Here is a 265-nt window from a genome sequence, read left to right on the forward strand (position 1 = left end):
TAATATACGCCACCTCGCGACAGAGCGCTAAAGCGCGTCGCAACTGCTCTTTAACAATTTATCAGACAATCTGTGTGGGCGCTCGAAGATACGGATTCTTAACGTCGCAAGACGAAAAATGAATACCAAGTCTCTTGAGTGAACATACGTAATTCATTACGAAGTTTAATTCACGAGCATCAAACTTAAATTGAAGAGTTTGATCATGGCTCAGATTGAACGCTGGCGGCAGGCCTAACACATGCAAGTCGAACGGTAGCACAGA

1 rRNA gene is annotated in these 265 nt (G+C 44.2%); it reads left to right on the top strand.

Going from position 1 to position 265, the window contains the following annotated elements:
* Window positions 1–187: 187 nt before the first annotated feature.
* Window positions 188–265, top strand: a 16S ribosomal RNA gene (locus OGY17_RS00805); the annotation flags it as partial.

The sequence above is a fragment of the Citrobacter sp. Cpo126 genome, from assembly GCF_030332445.1.
Taxonomy (GTDB): Bacteria; Pseudomonadota; Gammaproteobacteria; order Enterobacterales; family Enterobacteriaceae; genus Citrobacter; species Citrobacter portucalensis.